Here is a 15,003-nt window from a genome sequence, read left to right as displayed (position 1 = left end):
GGGATTGCCGTCCCGGATGACAAGCATAGGACATGACGAAGATGATCGACGATAGCATTGGCGTAGACATTTCCAAAGACAAACTCGATTGCCATCGATTGAGCGACGGGGCTTTCGAGCAGTTCTCTAATACCAAGTCTGGTTTCCAGAAGTTGCGCCGCTGGATCGGGCCCGACCTGCCAGCCCGCGTGGTTTATGAGCCAACAGGCCCGTATCACGGCGCCTTCGAAGCGGCATTGGCTGACCACTTGCCACTGATCAAGGTGAATCCAAAGCACGCCCGCCGCTTTACGGAGAGCAAGGGGCAGTTGGCCAAGACGGACCGAGCTGACGCGTGTGCTCTGGCGCAGATGGGGGCAGCGCATGCGTTGGAGCCTGACGCGCCGGTCGCCAAAGACCGTCCTATTCTCAGAGAGTTACAGGCCGCCCGCGCCGCACTGATCAAAGACAAGGTGCGGCTCCGGAACCAGCTGGACCGGCAGCAGCAAAGGCTAACGACAAAGCTGACTCGTCGCCGTTTGCGCCAGGTGGTTGCCGATATCGCTGAACTGGACCAAGCGATCCGTAGGCAGTTGGAAACCTGTCCAGCCCGCAAACGTGCACTTCGTCTGATCCAGAGCATCAAAGGCATCGGCGCAGTCGCGGCGACAATGATCTTGGTCGAGATGCCAGAGATTGGGCGCCTCCGCAAAAAGGCTGTCGCTTCACTGGCCGGCATCGCGCCGATCACAAGACAGTCTGGCAAATGGCGGGGGAAGTCCTTCATCCAGGGTGGCAGAAAGCCTCTGCGCGATGCGCTCTACCTGCCTGCCATCGTCGCAACCCAATACAACCCAGATCTCAAGGCCCAATACGAGCGCATGAAAGCCGCAGGAAAACCCTCGAAAGTCGCCCTCACAGCCATCATGCGTAAACTCCTTATTCTCGCAAACACACTCGTCAAAGAAGATCGAGAATGGCTCGAAATCAGAGCTTGATCAAAAGGGATACTTTAGAAGGCGTGCACTTCTGCCGGAGCGCGGCCACAAAGACAGGTACGGGCGGCCTGAAGCCCGCCCGGACCTGTCTGGCCCGTATGTCCGGTCGTTTGCCGAGGGTGCGCGCGGCCCGCTGGTGGTCTCACATGCGCTCGATGGCCAGTGCGATGCCCTGCCCGCCGCCGATGCACATGGTGATCAGCGCTTTTGAGCCCTGGGTACGCTCCAACTCGTAAAGCGCCTTTACGGTGATGATCGCTCCGGTCGCGCCGACCGGATGACCCAGCGCGATCGCCCCGCCGTTGGGATTCACCTTCGCTGCGTCAAAGCCCAGGCTTTTGCTCACGGCAAGCGCCTGCGCCGCGAAGGCCTCGTTGCTTTCGATGACGTCGAAATCGTCCGCCGACAGACCGGTTTTCTCGAGCAGCGTCTGCACCGCCGGCACTGGGCCGATGCCCATCACCTCGGGGCGCACGCCGGCGTGGGCGTAACCGAGGATCCGGGCCTTGGGTTTCAGTCCCGCAGCCTCGGCCGCCTCGGCGGTCGCGAGCACCACGGCACCGGCGCCATCGTTGATGCCGCTTGCATTCCCGGCCGTGACGCTGCCGTCCTTCTGGAACACGGGCCGCAGCCCGGCGAGCGCGTCGAGGGTGGTGGCCTTGGGGTGTTCGTCGACCTCGAAGGGTACCATGTCGCGTTTCACGCGGACCTCGACAGGGGCGATCTGGCTGGCGAAATGGCCCGCCTCGATGGCGGCAGCGGCGCGAGTCTGGCTTTGCAGCGCGAAGGCGTCCTGATCTGCGCGGCTGATCTGGTGTTCGGCGGCCACATTCTCGGCTGTCACCCCCATGTGGCCGGTGCCGAAGGGGCAGTTCAGCGCGCCCAGCATCATATCGAGTGCGCGGATGTCGCCCATCTTCGCACCCCAGCGCTGCTCGGGCACGATAAAGGGGGAGCGCGACATGTTCTCGGCGCCACCGGCGAGGCCGAACTCGGCATCCCCCAACGCCAGAGATTGCATGACGGAAACAATGGCTTGGACGCCCGAGCCACAGAGCCGGTTGACGTTCATCGCCGGCACCGTGTCAGGCACGCCGGCCTGCATGGCGGCCACGCGGGAGAGGTACATGTCGCGCGGTTCGGTGTTGATCACATGGCCGAAGGCGACATGGCCGATCTGCGCGCCGTCGACGCCGGCCCGCCCGAGCGCGGCCTTGGCTGCCGCCGTTCCGAGATCGATGGGCGGGGTACCGGCGAGCGCGCCGCCGAAGGTGCCGATGGCGGTGCGCGCACCGTCCAGAATCACGATGTCACGGGTCATGCAAGCTCTCCATTATGGGATGTCGGGACGAGTATGCGCAGCCGTGCCCGACTTGTCAGCCCTGACGTGACGGCCGCCGAAATCCCCCGTCGGTCGCCTGTCGGTATCACGTCGGTACTACGTCGGTGCGCGGCGCACGGTCCGGTCACAGTTGGTCATTGACAAATCCGCGCCGCCCCGGCCCACTCTCCGTCATGACGGAGAACGCCGACGCTATCCTGACGCAACTGCCCGCCCGCCTGAAGGAGGCGCGGCGCACGCAGGGGCTGTCGCTCGATGCGGTGGCGAAGCTCTCGGGCGTGTCGCGCTCGATGGTGAGCCAGATCGAACGCGGTGAGTCGAGCCCGACCATCGCCACCTTGTGGAATCTCACTCGTGCGCTGCAGGTGGATTTCGCGGGGTTGCTCGACGGCGCGCCGGAGGCCGCCCGGATCGAGGTGCTGCGCGCCGGCGCGGTGCCGACCATCGACAACCTCGGATCGGGCTGCCGCATTCGCATCCTGTCGCCGCCCGAGGAGGCGGGGCGGCACGAGGTCTATGAACTGGTCATCGCCGAAGGCGGGATGCTCGACAGCCAGCCGCACACCCGCGGCGCGCGCGAGCACCTCACGGTGATCGACGGCGCGCTGGAGGTGACCAGCGGCGAGGAGAGGCAGGTGCTGCAGGCGGGCGACACGGCGCGCTATGCCGCGGACGTGCCGCACCGGATCGCGGCGCAGGGGGCAGTGCGCGCCTTCCTGGTGGTGCAGGACGCTTGACATAGGGCGGATATCCGCCATCACGGAAAATTTCCGTAATGCTGTAATTCCGCTATTTCGGAATCGCGACCGATATGCTAGAGGCGGGATCAACAGAGGAGCCCCGACATGACGCAAGCCTATCTCGACCATATCGCCGCAACGCTGGAGCAGATCGCGGCGGACGGGATGATGAAGCACGAGCGGCTGATCACCTCGCCGCAGGGGGGCGAGATCACGGTGGGCGACCGGACGGTCATCAACCTCTGCGCCAACAACTATCTGGGCCTTGCCAATCATCCCGAGCTGATCGCGGCGGCGGCGGGCGCGATGGGGCCGAAGGGCTTCGGCATGGCATCGGTGCGGTTCATCTGCGGCACGCAGGATATCCACCGCGCGTTGGAACAGCGGCTGGCCGCGTTTCTCGGTATGGACGATGCAATCCTCTTCGCCGCCTGTTTCGATGCCAATGGCGGGCTCTTCGAACCGCTTTTGGGCCCGGAGGATGCGGTGGTCTCGGACGCGCTGAACCACGCGTCGATCATCGATGGCATCCGGCTCTGCAAGGCGAAGCGGTACCGCTATGCCAATTCCGACATGACCGATCTGGAAGGGCAGTTGCAGCTGGCGCGCGACGAGGGCGCGCGGTTCATCCTGATCGCCACCGATGGGGTCTTCAGCATGGACGGGTATCTGGCGAAGCTGCCCGAGATCAAGGCGCTAGCGGAGAGATACGATGCCATGGTCATGGTGGACGATTGCCACGCCACCGGTTTCATGGGGCCGAAAGGCGCCGGCACCCCGGCCCACGCGGGCGTCAAGGTGGATATCCTGACCGGCACGCTGGGCAAGGCCCTGGGCGGGGCCATCGGTGGCTACATCGCGGGGCCGCAAGTGGTGATCGATCTGTTACGCCAGCGCGCGCGGCCTTATCTCTTTTCCAACTCGCTGCCGCCTAGCATTGTCGCGGCGGGTCTCAAGGCGCTGGAGCTGGTGGAGCAGGGCGACGCGTTGCGGACCCGCCTTTTCGAGAATGCGGCATATTGGCGGGCGGGGCTGGAGGCGCTGGGGTTTGACCTTCTGCCGGGGGAGCATCCGATCGTGCCGGTGATGCTGGGCGAGGCGCAGCTGGCGCAGGACATGGCGGCGCGGCTCTTTGACGAGGGCGTCTATGTCTCGGGGTTTTTCTTTCCGGTGGTGCCGCGCGGGCAGGCGCGGATCCGCACCCAGATGAATGCGGCCCTGACGCGGGACGAGCTGGACCGGGCGCTTGGCGCCTTTGAGGTGGCGGGCAAGGCCTGCGGGGTGATCACGTGACCAATGAAATGAAAGCACTGGCCAAGCTGCACCCGCGCGAGGGGCTGTGGATGACCCGTGCCCCGGTGCCCGAGATCGGGCCGGATGACGTGCTGATCCGGGTGAAGAAGACCGGTATTTGCGGGACGGACGTGCATATCTGGAACTGGGACGACTGGGCGGCAAAGACCGTGCCGGTGGGGCTGATCACCGGGCATGAGTTCGCGGGCGAGATCGTCGAGATCGGCGCCAATGTGGAGGATCTGGCCATCGGCCAGCGCTGCTCGGGCGAGGGGCATCTCATTGGCAAGACCTCGCGGCAGAGCCGGGCGGGGAAGTTTCACCTCGATCCCGCGACGCGCGGCATCGGCGTGAACGAGCAGGGGGCTTTCGCCCAGTATCTGCGGCTGCCCGCCTTCAACGTGGTGCCCCTGCCGGATGAGATTTCCGACGACATCGGCGCCATTCTCGACCCGTTGGGCAATGCGGTGCATACGGCGTTGAGCTTCGATCTGGTGGGGGAGGATGTGCTGATCACCGGGGCCGGGCCCATCGGGATCATGGCCGCGGCGGTGGCGCGGCATGTGGGCGCGCGGCATGTGGTGATCACGGATGTGAACGCAGACCGGCTGGCGCTGGCCGCCGCGGTGGCCGATGTCGTGCCCGTGAACGTGGCCGAGGCCGATCTGGCCGAGACCGTCGCTGATCTGAAGATGAAGCAGGGCTTCGATGTGGGTCTGGAGATGTCGGGCAATCAGGCCGCGCTCGACCAGATGGTGGAGGCGATGACCATGGGCGGGCGCATCGCGATGCTGGGCATCCCGCCGGGCAAGAGCCCGGTCGATTGGAGCCGGATCGTCTTCAAGGCGATCACCATCAAGGGGGTCTACGGGCGCGAGATCTTCGAGACCTGGTACAAGATGATCGCGATGCTGCAGAACGGGCTGGATGTGAGTCGGGTGATTACCCATCGCTTTGAGATCGATGACTTCGAGGCGGGGTTTGCGGCCATGCGCTCGGGCCGGTCGGGCAAGGTGGTGCTCGACTGGACGGGGGCCTAGCCGAAAGGCCAGCGTCTGCGGGCAGTGGGGACCTTGGGGATCTCCTGCCGGCCCCGCTCGGACAGCAGCCAACCCTGCCGTCCTTCGAAAACGGCGGCGTGCAGCGGCCGGAAGAAGCCTGCACCGCCGTCGAGGTTGACCCGGTTGCCAGCGTGCTCGGGCCAATCGACGGAGGTGTGGCCATGCACCACAAGGCGGCCGTGATCGGTCCTGTCGTCGATGAAATCCCGGCGGATCCAGATGAGATCGTCCTCGACCTGCTGGTCCAGAGGCACGCCGGGGCGGATGCCCGCATGCGCGAAGACCAGATCGTCCGTGACATGTATCACCGGCAGGTCGGCAAGAAAGTCGCGATGCGCTTGCGGCACGGCGTTGCGGGCAGCGTCAAGAACAGGCTCTAACGGGGAGGTTTCAGAAGCGTCTACCCCGTAAGAGGCCATCGTCTTGTCCCCGCCGAGGCGCGGGTTGAACCACGTCAGCCCGGCCGGAACAGCCGGGTCTGAAACGGCCATGTCGTCGAGAAACCGCGTGAGATAACGGTCGTGGTTGCCCTTGAGCGTGATCCAGTTGCGCCCCGCCCGCTGCGCATCGACCAGGAATTGCACAACGCCCCGGCTGTCCGGGCCGCGATCGATGTAATCGCCCAGCAGCACAACCTGCGCATCCGGTCCGCCATCGGTCTCGATGAGCGCCAGGACACGTTGCAGCTCGTCCAGCCGCCCGTGTACGTCGCCAATGGCATAGATCGGATCGCTCATCACCGCCTCCAGCGGACCGCGCAGCGACAGGAGCCGCACGGTCCGGCTAAAACAGAGATGTCAGGCGACGTCAAACTCCAAAGGCTTGATCTGAGTGAAGAGCCCGGTCTCGGCAAGCTTAGCGCGCGCCTCGGCGGGCACCGGCTCGTCCACATAGAGAAGCGCGATGGCCTCGCCCCCCGCCGCCGCGCGGCCCAGGGTGAAGTTCGCGATGTTGACACCGTTGTCACCCATGGTCTGCCCTAACGCACCGATGATCCCCGGCACATCCTCGTTGGTGGTGTAGAGCATATGCGCGCCCACCTCCGCGTCGATGTTGATACCCTTGATCTGGATGAACCGAGGTTTGCCGTCGGAGAAGACGGTGCCCGCGACCGAGCGCTCCCGCTTGGCGGTGACCACGGTCACCTTGATGTAGCCCTCGAAGGCACCGGACTTGTCCTGATTGGTCGTCGAGATCTGGATGCCGCGCTCCTTCGCGATCACCGGGGCGGAGACCATGTTCACATCCGGGTTCACCCGCTTCATGATGCCCGCGATCACGCCGCAATTGAGCGCGTCGAGGTTCATGCTGGCGACCACCCCGTCATAGAGGATGTTGATCGCGCGAATGGGCTCGTCCGTCATCTGGCCGATGAAACTGCCCAGATGCCCTGCGAGCTTGACCCAGGGACCCATGACCTTGGCCTCTTCGGCGGTGATCGACGGCATGTTGAGCGCGTTCTCCACCGCACCCGTGAGCAGGTAGTTCGACATCTGCTCGGCCACCTGCAGGGCGACATTTTCCTGCGCCTCGCTGGTGGCGGCCCCCAGATGCGGGGTGCAGACGACGTTCGGCAGGTGAAAGAGCGGGTTTTCGGTGGCTGGCTCCGTCTTGAAGACGTCGAAGGCCGCCCCTGCAACATGGCCGGATTTCAACGCCTCGGCCAGCGCCTCCTCATCCACCAGACCGCCGCGGGCGCAGTTGATGATGCGCACGCCCTTCTTGGTCTTGGCGATGTTTTCGCGGCTGAGAATGTTGGCGGTCTGCTCGGTGTAGGGGACGTGCAGGGTGATGAAGTCGGCGCGCGCCAGAAGGTCGTCAAGCTCGACCTTCTCGACACCCATCTTCGCTGCCTTGTCGGAGCTCAGGAAGGGGTCGTAGGCCAACACCTTCATCTTCAGTGCGCGGGCGCGGTCGCAGACGATGCCGCCGATATTGCCCGCGCCGATCACGCCAAGCGTCTTGCCGGTGAGCTCGACACCCATGAACTTGGACTTCTCCCATTTGCCGTCATGGGTCGAGGCGCTGGCCTCTGGGATCTGCCGGGCCACGGCGAACATCATCGCGATCGCATGCTCGGCGGTGGTGATCATATTGCCGAAGGGGGTGTTCATCACGATCACGCCGCGTTTGGAGGCCGCCTCCTTGTCGATGTTGTCGGTGCCGATCCCGGCGCGGCCGATCACCTTGAGGTTCGTGGCCTGTTCGAGGATCTTTTCCGTCACCTTGGTGGCGGAGCGGATCGCAAGCCCGTCATAGTCGCCAATGACGGCGGCGAGTTTTTCCTTGTCCTTGCCCAGATCGGGCTGGAAGTCGACCTCGATCCCGCGGTCGCGGAAGATCTGCACGGCAGCGTCGGAGAGCTTGTCGGAAATGAGAACTTTGGGAGCCATAGGGTGGGTCCTTGTGAGCTAAGTGCGGAGCGGTGGCCCAAGGCCCACCGTACCCGCAGGCAGGTGGGGTGGGCTTTCAGGCCACCCGTGGTTCAGGTGGAGATTTCAGTGTCGAAGGCCCAGGCCAGCCAGGGCAGCATTGCCTCGATGTCGGCGGTCTCGACGGTGGCACCGCACCAGATGCGCAGGCCCGGAGGGGCATCGCGATAGGCACCGATGTCCAGCGCCACACCTTCATCGGCCAACCGCTTGGCGATGGCCTTGGCGAAAGCCGCACCGTCGGTGATCCGCGCATCGGTGAACTTCAGACAGACCGAGGTGTTGGACCGCGTCGCGGGGTCACGGGCGAGGAAGTCGATCCAGTCATGCGCCTCGACAAAGGCCGATACGGCGGTGGTGTTGGCATCCGCGCGCGCGATCAGGCCCTTGAGCCCGCCGACGGACTCGGCCCAGTCGAGCGCGAGGAGATAGTCTTCGACGCACAGCATCGACGGCGTGTTGATCGTAGCACCGGTGAAGATGCCCTCGATCAGCTTGCCGCCCTTGTTCAGGCGGAAGATCTTGGGCAGCGGCCAGGGCGGGGTGTAGCTTTCGAGCCGCTCCACGGCGCGGGGGGATAGGATCAGCATCCCGTGCGCTGCCTCGCCGCCCAGCACCTTCTGCCAGCTATAGGTGGTCACATCGAGCTTGTCCCAGGGCAGATCGACCGCAAAGGCGGCGGAGGTCGCGTCGCAGAGCGTGAGACCTGCGCGATCTGCGGGGATCACATCGCCCGAGGGCACGCGCACGCCGGAGGTGGTGCCGTTCCAGGTAAAGCAGACGTCATTGTCGTAGTTCAGCGCGGCCATATCGACGATCTCGCCATAGTCCGCGGTGTGCACCCTGTGCTCGATCTTCAGCTGCTTGGCCACATCCGTGACCCAGCCTGCGCCGAAGCTTTCCCAGGCCACCATCTCGGCAGGGCGCGCGCCCAGCATCGACCACATCGCCATCTCGAAGGCGCCGGTGTCCGAGGCGGGCACGATCCCGATGCGGTACTCGGCGGGCACGCCGAGGATCTCGCGGGTCCGCTCGATCGCGGCCAGCAGCTTGGCCTTGCCTTCGGCGGCGCGGTGCGAGCGGCCGAGCGGCGCGTCGGCCAGCGCAGCAAGATCGAATGTGGGGGGTTTGGCACAGGGGCCGGAGGAGAAACGCGGGTTCGCCGGTTTTGCAACGGGTCGACCATCCGCCGGCCGCGTTTCAGAGGTGCGCACGTCATCGTGCGACACCGGATCATGAGTAGCCATCAATGCTATCCTTCCAGATATGCGCCCTTCGTTGGGGAAGGGTGTCCCACGGGCGGGTCTATGGCGCGCGCGACTCTGGCGCAACGCAAAAAACGGCGCTAGAACGCCGCAGCTTCGCTTTTTTGCGTCACACCCCGCGCCAATCGGAAACTTCTGTCATGTACACAGCCACGCTTTTGACCGCGCCCGCCGCGCGCTCGCTGGACCCCGCGCTTGTCGAGGCGCTGCGCAACGCCTGGGGCGGCGGCGCCGTGCAGTGGCTGGCGCCGGACGAGGCGGCGGAATTCGAGGTGAGCCAGATGCCGGGCAACCGCTGGGATGTCTGGGCGGAGGTGCAGGCGCAGGGCGTCGATCTGGTGGTGCAGCCCAGTGCGGAGCGGCGCAAGCGCATGCTTCTGGCGGATATGGACAGTACGATGATCCGGCAGGAATGCATCGACGAGCTCGCTGACGAGGCAGGCGTGGGCCCGCACGTAAAGGAGATCACGGCGCGGGCCATGAACGGCGAGCTCGACTTCGAAGAGGCGCTGCAGGCCCGGGTGGGTCTGCTGAAGGATCTGCCCGTGACCACCATTGCAAAGGTGCTGGACGAGCGGATCGAGCCCATGCCGGGCGGCAAGGTGCTGCTGGCCACGATGAAAGCCCATGGGGGTCACGCGGCGCTGGTCTCGGGCGGGTTCACGGATTTCACGCAGGCCATCGCGGCGGAGCTGGGGTTCCACGAGCACCGCGCCAATACCCTGTTGTCCAAAGGAGGGCGGCTCACCGGCGACGTGGCCGCCCCGATCCTCGGCAAGCAGGCGAAGGTGGATGCGCTGGCGGAGATCACGGCCCGTCTGGGGATCGCCGAAAAGGATGTGATCGCGGTGGGCGACGGTGCGAACGATCTGGGCATGTTGCACCGGGCCGGCACGGGCGTCGCGCTGCACGCGAAACCGGCCGTGGCCGCGCAATGTGACGTGCGGATCAATCACGGTGACCTGACCGCGCTCCTTTACCTTCAAGGCTACGCCGTGACCGAATTCGCCACGGCCTGATCGGCGACGACTCAGTTTGAGACGTGGTAACGTGCTCTCCGACCGAGGAGGGAGAACCGCTATGCCGGACTATGTATTTGCCTATCACGGTGGGGAGACGCCGACGACTCAGGAAGAAGGGGAGAAAGCCATGGCCGCCTGGACCGCCTGGTTCGATGGCATGGGCGATGCCGTTGTGAACCCCGGAAATCCCGTCGGCCTATCGAAAACCGTCACGGCTCAGGGTGTCGAGGACGACGGCGGAGCCAATCCATTGACGGGTTTCAGCGTCGTTGCGGCGGACACAATCGAAGCCGCTGTCGAGATGGCCAAGGGATGCCCCATCGTCACAGACGGATCGGGCTCTGTCGAAGTGGCCGAGATTCACGAGATCTGATCAGGCAAGCGCTGCCGTCGGCCGGATCCAGCCGGTCTGGATCTTCCGGCGGTTCAGGATCGGTGCATTCATCCGTTTGCACGTGGCCGGGTGGTCTGCTGCCAGAACCCCGAGTTTGACGAGAATGGCAGCTATCACGCATTCGGACGCCCGGGTGCTGCCATCGACGATCTTGAGCGCGATGCCCAGTTTTTGCTCGGGTAGGATGGCGGTGAAAAAGGCCTCGGCCCCGGTTTTGATGGCGACTTTTCCGTCCATGGCGCGCATCAGTTCAGTGCAGGCGCGGCCCTCTCCGGCCACCAGATCGGGATGCAGCCGCATGGCTTCGTGCAACCGCGCCTCGGCGCTGTCCGGGGGTGCGGCGGCGAACTGCGCCATCGCGCGCGCCATGCCGTGCAGGCTGCACGCGAAGTTGGGGGCGGAGCAGCCGTCGATGCCGAAGCCAGGGGAGGTTTCGCCTGTCGCCGCCTCGAAGGCGTCGCGCACCGCCACCTGGACCGGGTGAGCCGCGTCGATGTACTCGGGCCCGGCACCGAGATGCTTGGCCAGCGTCAGAAACCCGGTGTGCTTGCCCGAGCAGTTGTTGTGCATCTGGCAGGGCGCAATATGCGCACGGATCAGACCTTCCCGCGCGTCGCGGTTGTCGGGCATCTGCGGCCCGCAGCGTAGCGCATCATCGTCCAGATCGAGCGTCTTCAGCCAGTCGGCCACGCGGTCGGTGTGAATGGCCGCACCATTGTGCGAGGCGCAGGCCAGCGCCAGGTGCGCAGGCGTGAGCCCGGCTGCATCGGCAGCGCCCGAGGTGATCAGCGGCACCGCCTGGATCATCTTGGCCGAGCTGCGCGGCAGCACCACCGCGTCCGCATCGCCCCAGGCGTCGACGATCTGGCCCGACGCGTCGCAAACGACCGCGTGACCGGCATGGGCGCTCTCCAGAAAGTCGCCGCGCCAGACCTCGACCATGGGTGCCGCCTGCGTCATCTTTAACCCTCAAGTATTTGGCAAAAACCTGCTAATCAGCCGTTCCTGTCTCGCGGATTTTGCGCTAGTGTGACACTTGTCGAGAAGATTGTCGGGTCTTGCAAGAGAGCGGGTCGAAAAAGGCGCGCCAGGCAGATCGCGAGGCATTGAGGTTAAAGACGGCTGGAGGCTGTAGACATGCGAATTTTCAACGGGTTTGCCGGTTTGGTTTCGGCACTGGCATTGGCCGCCGCAAGCGCACAGGCGCAGGATCAGAGCAGCAGCAACCTGGTGGCGGAAAAGACCGACTGGGGTGTCTATGAGGATACCGATCCAAAGGAATGCTGGGGCGTCTCGGTGCCCAAGGAGGTGGTCAACACCCGCGATGGACGCGTGGTTGCCGCCAACCGGGGGCAGATCCTGCTGATGGTCTTCTACCGTCCGGGCGCAGATGCCAATGGCGTTGTGACCTTCACCGGCGGTTATCCGTTTGCAGATGGCTCGAAGGTCAACCTCGAGATCGGCGGCACCAACTTCTCGCTGTTCACCTCCGGTGAATGGGCCTGGTCCGAAAACGCGCAGGAAGATACCAAGATCGTGGAGGCAATGAAACGGGGTGCGAACGCTGTGGTGACCGGGCTGTCGAGCCGCGGCACCACGACCCAGGATACGTTCTCGCTTCTCGGCTTCACCGCCGCGTTGGAAGAGGCCCAGAAGCGCTGCGCGAGCTGAGCGCGCGAATTCGTGGCGAATTCCTTTTGATCCGGGCGCAAACCTCTATATAGAGGCGCATCTTGGTCACGTCAGGAAAGCCCATGTCTGCCACCGCGCCGATCACTCAGGATGTTCACACCATTCCGCGCAAGCTGCCGGACGGGCCCGTCAACCTCGTCGGGCTGACGCGTGAGGCCATGCGCGCCGCGCTGGTCGAAGCGGGTGTGCCCGAAAAGCAGTCGAAGATGCGCGTGCGCCAGATCTGGCAGTGGATCTACCAATGGGGCGTGCGCGACTTGGACGCGATGACGAACCTGGCCAAGGGGCTGCGCGCTGACCTCAAAGAGCGTTTCGTGATCGAGATCCCCGAGGTGGTGTCGAAACAGGTGAGCGAAGACGGCACGCGCAAGTATCTGGTGCGTATCGCCGGCGGGCATGAGGTCGAGGTTGTTTATATCCCCGAGGAGGGGCGCGGCACGCTCTGTGTCTCGTCCCAGGTGGGCTGCACGCTGACCTGCTCCTTCTGTCACACCGGTACGCAGAAGCTGGTGCGCAACCTGACAGCGGGCGAAATCATCGGGCAGGTGATGATGGCGCGCGACGATCTGGGCGAATGGCCGAAGATCGGTGCGCCCAAGGACGAAACGCGTCTGCTGTCGAACATCGTGCTGATGGGCATGGGCGAGCCGCTCTACAACTTCGAGAACGTACGCGACGCGATGAAGATCGCAATGGACGCCGAGGGCATTCAGCTCAGCCGCCGCCGCATCACGCTGTCGACCAGCGGTGTCGTTCCAGAAATCGCGCGCACTGCGGAAGAGATCGGCTGTCAGCTGGCGGTGAGTTTCCATGCCACCACCGACGAGACCCGCGACAAGCTGGTTCCGATCAACAAGCGCTGGAACATTGCCGAGCTTCTGGACGCGCTGCGGAGCTATCCGAAAGTGTCGAACTCCGAGCGGATCACCTTTGAGTATGTGATGCTCGACGGCGTGAATGACACGGATGAGGACGCGCGGCGCCTGATCGAGCTGATTGATGGGATCCCGGCCAAGATCAACCTCATTCCGTTCAACGAATGGCCCGGTGCGCCCTACAAGCGCTCGTCCAACAACCGCATCCGGGCCTTTGCCGATATCATCTACAAGGCGGGCTATGCGTCGCCCATCCGCACGCCTCGGGGCGAGGACATCATGGCCGCCTGCGGTCAGTTGAAATCGGCGACGGAGCGCGCGCGCAAATCGCGCCGTCAGATCGAGGCCGAAGCGGGGATCGCAGGCGCGTGATGCGCAGGCGCGACCTCCTGATCATCGGCGGCGCCTGTGCGGTCGCGCTCGCGATCCCTCCGATCCTGCGCCGCCGTAACAGTCCGTTTGAGTTCAGCGAGATGCCGGGTCTGCCAGGTTTCCGCCGGCTGGAGCGGGGCGCGCTGTCGGGGGGTGTCGATGTCCTCGCGGGGTTGCAGACGCCGGAGGAAGCGGCAGCGCGCGGCCGGCTGACAGGCGACCTTTGTGCCGCGATCTTTCCGCAGGCACCGGCCGCGGGCCTGCTCCCGGTTGCCGTATTCAGTGACTACTACTGTCCTTACTGCGCTGTGCTCGACCGGCGACTGGCGGATCTCGAGGCTGCGGACGCCGGTATATCGCTCATCTTTCACGAGCTTCCGCTGCTGGGCGAGAGGTCGGTCCGGGCGGCGAAGGTTGCACTCGCCGCGGCCCAGCAGGCGCCACATACCGAGATCCACCTCGCGATGATGCAGAATGTTCTGCGGCCAGGGCTGGTGGGTCTGCGCGACGTCGCTGCGCGCCATGGCCTCGATGCGGATCGACTTGCGCGTGACGCCGCAAGCCCGGCAATTGAAGAGCAGGTGCAGGATGCACTGGCTTTGGGCCGGGCGCTCGACATGCCCGGCACGCCCGGTCTGGTTGTCGGGCGCACCGTTGTGGTCGGTGCACTTTCGGAGGACGAATTGTCGGTCCTGATCGCGTTGGAGAAAGAGCGCGGCGCTTTCGGCTGCGTCTGATTAAGGAAGGGCCGCGGATCCGCGGCCCCTGTCTCAGTGTCGTCGTTGCTGTTGTGCCATGCCCTGCGCCACCCCTTGCAGGAAGGCTGCCGCGAGCGGTGGCATGTCCTGCGTCTGCGCGTCCGTCTGCGGTCGGCTCTGAGAGCTCTCCTCGCGATTGGATGTTCCGGCGATGGCCATCATGAGCAATCCGATGCCCAGAAAGCTCCCGCCCATGATTGCGCAGGCGGTGATCGGGTCGGTCATCGTGAGTAGAAGCATCAGCGCTGCGGCGCTCAGAAACCCAAGACCGGCCAAGCCCATTAGCGCGCCGAAGCTGCCCAACGCAAAGCGTTGAGCAGTGTGACGCAGCGTCTTGCGAATACGCGCAATCATCTTACGACCGGCGCGCCATCATAGTGCCGACGAGGAAGCCGATGCCGGCGGCGATGCCAACCGCCATTGCGGGTTGCTGTCGCACCGTCTCTTCGGCTTTGGAGTAGGCCACTTCCGCGTCCGACCGAACCCGTTCGCCTGCTGCGCGGGCCTTCTCCTGCGCATCGGCAATGGTGTCGGCCGCGGAGGATTTGAAGGCTGCGGCTTGTGCGGCAGCGTGCTCGCGCGCCTCGTCCTTCTTGTCGGTTGCGACGTCGGTCACCAGCGCTGTCAGGGCTGCGATGTCCTGCTTGATCGTGTCGATCTGCGCCGTCACGTCGTTGATGTCGGCTTTGCCATTTGTACGTGCCTGTGCCATTTGGCCCTCCTGAAGTTAAAAGGGGGCCGATGCGGCCCCGTGCTGTGGTGTTCGGCAATAAAACGCCG

The 15,003-nt window shown here is 64.7% G+C and carries 16 protein-coding genes; 9 read left to right on the top strand and 7 right to left on the bottom strand.

Features of this window, described 5'->3' with window-relative positions:
* Positions 1–41: 41 nt before the first annotated feature.
* Positions 42–977 (top strand): IS110 family RNA-guided transposase, encoded by a 936-nt coding sequence (locus MUB52_RS00815; RefSeq protein WP_263842282.1) that lies wholly within the window; start codon positions 42–44, stop codon positions 975–977.
* Positions 978–1,119: 142 nt separating this feature from the next.
* Here MUB52_RS00815 and MUB52_RS00810 read toward each other — a convergent pair whose 3' ends face one another.
* Complete coding sequence (locus MUB52_RS00810) at positions 1,120–2,298, bottom strand: acetyl-CoA C-acyltransferase family protein (RefSeq protein ID WP_263842280.1); 1,179 nt, start codon at positions 2,296–2,298, stop codon at positions 1,120–1,122.
* Positions 2,299–2,492: 194 nt separating this feature from the next.
* Here MUB52_RS00810 and MUB52_RS00805 point away from each other — a divergent pair, with 194 nt between their 5' ends.
* From MUB52_RS00805 to tdh, 3 genes are all read left to right on the top strand, one after another.
* Positions 2,493–3,056: a helix-turn-helix domain-containing protein gene (locus MUB52_RS00805; protein ID WP_263842663.1), complete on the top strand. Its 564-nt coding sequence runs from the start codon at positions 2,493–2,495 to the stop codon at positions 3,054–3,056.
* Between the two features lie 108 nt (positions 3,057–3,164).
* Positions 3,165–4,352 (top strand): glycine C-acetyltransferase, encoded by a 1,188-nt coding sequence (locus MUB52_RS00800; RefSeq protein ID WP_263842279.1) that lies wholly within the window; start codon positions 3,165–3,167, stop codon positions 4,350–4,352.
* A gap of 8 nt (positions 4,353–4,360) precedes the next feature.
* Positions 4,361–5,392, top strand: a complete 1,032-nt coding sequence (gene tdh / locus MUB52_RS00795) for an L-threonine 3-dehydrogenase (RefSeq protein ID WP_263842662.1) — start codon at positions 4,361–4,363, stop codon at positions 5,390–5,392.
* Here tdh and MUB52_RS00790 read toward each other — a convergent pair.
* The 3 genes from MUB52_RS00790 to MUB52_RS00780 form a co-directional block, all read right to left on the bottom strand.
* Positions 5,389–6,150: a metallophosphoesterase family protein gene (locus MUB52_RS00790; protein ID WP_263842278.1), complete on the bottom strand. Its 762-nt coding sequence runs from the start codon at positions 6,148–6,150 to the stop codon at positions 5,389–5,391. The two genes, tdh and MUB52_RS00790, sit on opposite strands and share 4 nt — an antisense overlap.
* Positions 6,151–6,210: 60 nt before the next feature.
* A complete protein-coding gene (serA, locus tag MUB52_RS00785) occupies positions 6,211–7,806 on the bottom strand; it encodes a phosphoglycerate dehydrogenase (protein ID WP_263842277.1) in 1,596 nt (531 codons plus the stop codon).
* 92 nt (positions 7,807–7,898) lie between these two features.
* Entirely contained in the window at positions 7,899–9,092 is a 1,194-nt protein-coding gene (locus MUB52_RS00780; RefSeq protein ID WP_263842276.1) for a phosphoserine transaminase, read from the bottom strand.
* 158 nt (positions 9,093–9,250) lie between these two features.
* On the opposite strand from MUB52_RS00780, the gene serB reads away from it, so the two are divergent.
* Together serB and MUB52_RS00770 are read left to right on the top strand one after the other, a co-directional pair.
* Positions 9,251–10,129 (top strand): phosphoserine phosphatase SerB, encoded by an 879-nt coding sequence (gene serB, locus MUB52_RS00775; protein ID WP_263842275.1) that lies wholly within the window; start codon positions 9,251–9,253, stop codon positions 10,127–10,129.
* Positions 10,130–10,190: 61 nt separating this feature from the next.
* A complete protein-coding gene (locus MUB52_RS00770; protein ID WP_263842274.1) occupies positions 10,191–10,505 on the top strand; it encodes a YciI family protein in 315 nt (104 codons plus the stop codon).
* On the opposite strand, the gene MUB52_RS00765 is transcribed toward MUB52_RS00770, so the two are convergent.
* Positions 10,506–11,486, bottom strand: coding sequence for an asparaginase (locus MUB52_RS00765; RefSeq protein WP_263842273.1), 981 nt, complete (start codon positions 11,484–11,486; stop codon positions 10,506–10,508).
* 177 nt (positions 11,487–11,663) lie between these two features.
* Here MUB52_RS00765 and MUB52_RS00760 point away from each other — a divergent pair, with 177 nt between their 5' ends.
* From MUB52_RS00760 to MUB52_RS00750, 3 genes are all read left to right on the top strand, one after another.
* Entirely contained in the window at positions 11,664–12,197 is a 534-nt protein-coding gene (locus MUB52_RS00760; protein ID WP_263842272.1) for an invasion associated locus B family protein, read from the top strand.
* Between the two features lie 83 nt (positions 12,198–12,280).
* Positions 12,281–13,465: a 23S rRNA (adenine(2503)-C(2))-methyltransferase RlmN gene (gene rlmN, locus MUB52_RS00755; RefSeq protein WP_263842271.1), complete on the top strand. Its 1,185-nt coding sequence runs from the start codon at positions 12,281–12,283 to the stop codon at positions 13,463–13,465.
* Complete coding sequence (locus MUB52_RS00750) at positions 13,465–14,202, top strand: DsbA family protein (protein WP_263842270.1); 738 nt, start codon at positions 13,465–13,467, stop codon at positions 14,200–14,202. The genes rlmN and MUB52_RS00750 overlap by 1 nt, the downstream gene beginning before the upstream one ends.
* Before the next feature lie 33 nt (positions 14,203–14,235).
* Here the strand turns inward: MUB52_RS00750 and MUB52_RS00745 are convergent, their stop codons facing one another.
* Together MUB52_RS00745 and MUB52_RS00740 are read right to left on the bottom strand one after the other, a co-directional pair.
* Complete coding sequence (locus tag MUB52_RS00745) at positions 14,236–14,577, bottom strand: hypothetical protein (RefSeq protein WP_263842269.1); 342 nt, start codon at positions 14,575–14,577, stop codon at positions 14,236–14,238.
* Between the two features lies 1 nt (position 14,578).
* Positions 14,579–14,935: a DUF883 family protein gene (locus MUB52_RS00740; RefSeq protein WP_263842268.1), complete on the bottom strand. Its 357-nt coding sequence runs from the start codon at positions 14,933–14,935 to the stop codon at positions 14,579–14,581.
* Between the last annotated feature and the right edge of the window lie 68 nt (positions 14,936–15,003).

This window comes from Roseobacter sinensis, from assembly GCF_025755255.1.
GTDB lineage: Bacteria > Pseudomonadota > Alphaproteobacteria > Rhodobacterales > Rhodobacteraceae > Roseobacter > Roseobacter sinensis.
This window is presented reverse-complemented; position numbering and strand designations above follow the sequence as displayed.

Excerpts from the sequence above, each read along its gene's own strand:
- MUB52_RS00750 (WP_263842270.1), top strand. The coding sequence starts at position 13,465 with ATGCGCAGGCGCGACCTCCTGATCATCGGCGGCGCCTGTGCGGTCGCG.
- MUB52_RS00815 (WP_263842282.1), top strand. The coding sequence starts at position 42 with ATGATCGACGATAGCATTGGCGTAGACATTTCCAAAGACAAACTCGAT.
- MUB52_RS00780 (WP_263842276.1), bottom strand. The coding sequence starts at position 9,092 with ATGGCTACTCATGATCCGGTGTCGCACGATGACGTGCGCACCTCTGAA.
- MUB52_RS00740 (WP_263842268.1), bottom strand. The coding sequence starts at position 14,935 with ATGGCACAGGCACGTACAAATGGCAAAGCCGACATCAACGACGTGACG.
- serB (WP_263842275.1), top strand. The coding sequence starts at position 9,251 with ATGTACACAGCCACGCTTTTGACCGCGCCCGCCGCGCGCTCGCTGGAC.
- MUB52_RS00765 (WP_263842273.1), bottom strand. The coding sequence starts at position 11,486 with ATGACGCAGGCGGCACCCATGGTCGAGGTCTGGCGCGGCGACTTTCTG.
- serA (WP_263842277.1), bottom strand. The coding sequence starts at position 7,806 with ATGGCTCCCAAAGTTCTCATTTCCGACAAGCTCTCCGACGCTGCCGTG.
- MUB52_RS00800 (WP_263842279.1), top strand. The coding sequence starts at position 3,165 with ATGACGCAAGCCTATCTCGACCATATCGCCGCAACGCTGGAGCAGATC.
- MUB52_RS00745 (WP_263842269.1), bottom strand. The coding sequence starts at position 14,577 with ATGATTGCGCGTATTCGCAAGACGCTGCGTCACACTGCTCAACGCTTT.
- MUB52_RS00770 (WP_263842274.1), top strand. The coding sequence starts at position 10,191 with ATGCCGGACTATGTATTTGCCTATCACGGTGGGGAGACGCCGACGACT.
- rlmN (WP_263842271.1), top strand. The coding sequence starts at position 12,281 with ATGTCTGCCACCGCGCCGATCACTCAGGATGTTCACACCATTCCGCGC.
- MUB52_RS00810 (WP_263842280.1), bottom strand. The coding sequence starts at position 2,298 with ATGACCCGTGACATCGTGATTCTGGACGGTGCGCGCACCGCCATCGGC.
- MUB52_RS00805 (WP_263842663.1), top strand. The coding sequence starts at position 2,493 with ATGACGGAGAACGCCGACGCTATCCTGACGCAACTGCCCGCCCGCCTG.
- tdh (WP_263842662.1), top strand. The coding sequence starts at position 4,361 with ATGAAAGCACTGGCCAAGCTGCACCCGCGCGAGGGGCTGTGGATGACC.
- MUB52_RS00790 (WP_263842278.1), bottom strand. The coding sequence starts at position 6,150 with ATGAGCGATCCGATCTATGCCATTGGCGACGTACACGGGCGGCTGGAC.
- MUB52_RS00760 (WP_263842272.1), top strand. The coding sequence starts at position 11,664 with ATGCGAATTTTCAACGGGTTTGCCGGTTTGGTTTCGGCACTGGCATTG.